Here is a 2,121-nt window from a genome sequence, read left to right as displayed (position 1 = left end):
CGGGCGGATCGCGGCGCGCTTTCCCGAAGTCGCGGTGGCGCCGGTCGAGGCCGACTTCACCCGGCCGCTGGCGTTGCCAGACGGCGTCGCCGGTCTGCCGCGGCTGGGGTTCTTCCCCGGATCGACGATCGGCAACATGCTGGCGGCGCGCGCGGTCGACCTGCTGCGCGGGTTCCGCCAGTCGCTGGGCGAGGGCGCGCTGTTCCTGATCGGCGTCGACCGGATCAAGCCGCTCGACGTGCTGGTCGCGGCCTATGACGATGCCGCGGGCGTCACCGCCGCGTTCAACCGCAATCTGCTCCACCGCATCAACCGCGATCTGGGCGGCACCGTCCCGGTCGACGCCTTCACCCACCGCGCGATCTGGAACGACCAGCGCGCGCGGATCGAAATGCATCTGGAAGCGGCGCGCGACATCGACTTCACCGTCGACGGCCGTCCGTTCGCGATGACCGCCGGGGAGACGATCCACACCGAGAACAGCCACAAATATGGCCTGCGCGACGCCAGGCTGCTGCTGCGCGCCGGCGGCTGGACCCCGATCGTCGAATGGAGCGACCCGCAGGACTGGTTCACGCTGATCCTCGCCGAGGCCGGGCAGGAGCGTTTCGCGCCGTGACCCGACGGTCCTAGCCCTAGCCGGATCGCCGCGCACGCATTAGGAGCCGGCAGCGAAGGAGACTGGCGACAATGAAGACGATCGGCGTGATTGGGGCGGGACAGATGGGCGCGGGGATCGCGCAGGTTTCGGCGGCGGCGGGCTATCGCGTGCTGCTGTCCGACGTGTCGCGCGAGCGCGCCGAGGCGGGTAAGGCGGGGATCGCCAAGGGTCTCGACCGGCTGGTCGCCAAGGAAAAGATCACCGCCGAAGCGCGCGACGCGACGCTGGCCGGGATCGAGCCGGTCGACGACGTCACCGCGATGGCGCCTTGCGAGCTGGTGATCGAGGCGGCGACCGAGCGGGAGGAGATCAAGCGCAAGATCTTCGGCGCGGTCGGTGCGGTGATGGGTGCCGACGCGATCCTGGCGAGCAACACGTCGTCGATCCCGATCACCCGGCTGGCGCAAGCAGCGCCCGATCCCGCGCGGTTCATGGGCGTTCATTTCTTCAACCCCGTCCCGGTGATGGGGCTGATCGAACTGATCCGCGGCCTCGCCACCGCCGACGCCACCGTCGCGGCGGTCGAGGCGTTCGGCCGGTCGCTGGGCAAGGAGATCGTCCACGCCAACGATGCGCCCGGCTTCATCGTCAACCGCGTGCTGCTGCCGTTCATCAACGAAGCGTGCTTCGCGCTGGGCGAGGGCGTGGCGACGATCCGCGACATCGACACCGCGGTGAAGCTGGGCCTCAACCACCCGATGGGGCCGCTGACGCTGGCCGACTTCATCGGGCTGGATACCTGCCTGGAGATCTGTCGCGTGCTGTTCGAGGGCACCGGCGATCCCAAGTTCCGCCCGGCACCGCTGCTGGTCAAATATGTCGAGGCCGGCTGGTATGGCCGCAAGACCGGGCGCGGCTTTTACGATTATTCGGGCGCGGAGCCGGTGCCGACGCGGTAGTTTACGACGATCCGCGCCGGCACCGTCGGACGTCAGGGAGTGGTTCCATGAGCCTCGACGACACCATCATCGACACGCCCGAGGGTCCGATGACCTTCGCCGAATGGAAGAAGAAGCACCCGGTGCAGGTGCCGTCGCGGCGCACCAAGGGCAAGGACCTGCCCAACAAGATCAAGACCCGCACCGAGGATTGAGCGGCGGGCGGCGGGTTAACGGCGCCCCGCCCCGTCCCGCCGCGAGACAGCGGCAAAACCGGGCTGGCCGTGGCGGCGCTTTTACGCGATTTTCATCGGGAAGGATGAGGATGCGGCGATGCGACAGCGGTGGATCAGATGGGCAAAGAGCGCGGCGCTGGGCGCGGGCGTCACCGGCGGGCTGGCGATCGTGGTCGCCGCCACCGCCCATTCGCTGACCCCGGCCGCCGCGCCGCCGGCCCCGCCGAAGCCATCCACGGCTGCCGTGTCCGCGCAAGCCGCCAAGCCCGCGCCGGCCAAGCCCGCGGTGTCGCCGGCCGACGAGCCGTTCGTCGTCCGCCACATCCTGCCGATCGACGGCAAGCCG

3 protein-coding genes and 1 pseudogene are annotated in these 2,121 nt (G+C 69.7%); all 4 read left to right on the top strand.

Features of this window, described 5'->3' with window-relative positions; genetic code table 11:
- Positions 1–619 (top strand): L-histidine N(alpha)-methyltransferase (locus tag VNR91_RS03620; RefSeq protein WP_325489425.1); only part of this gene is annotated, 619 nt, incomplete at its 5' end.
- A 71-nt stretch (positions 620–690) separates the two neighbouring features.
- Entirely contained in the window at positions 691–1,560 is an 870-nt protein-coding gene (locus tag VNR91_RS03615; RefSeq protein ID WP_325489424.1) for a 3-hydroxybutyryl-CoA dehydrogenase, read from the top strand.
- 47 nt (positions 1,561–1,607) lie between these two features.
- Positions 1,608–1,754: a hypothetical protein gene (locus VNR91_RS03610; protein WP_325489423.1), complete on the top strand. Its 147-nt coding sequence runs from the start codon at positions 1,608–1,610 to the stop codon at positions 1,752–1,754.
- 118 nt (positions 1,755–1,872) lie between these two features.
- Positions 1,873–2,121 (top strand): annotated as a pseudogene (locus tag VNR91_RS03605) (hypothetical protein); the annotation flags it as partial.

Origin of the sequence: Sphingomonas sp. (genome assembly GCF_035555815.1) — a bacterium.
In the GTDB taxonomy this organism is placed as follows: domain Bacteria; phylum Pseudomonadota; class Alphaproteobacteria; order Sphingomonadales; family Sphingomonadaceae; genus Sphingomonas.
This window is presented reverse-complemented; position numbering and strand designations above follow the sequence as displayed.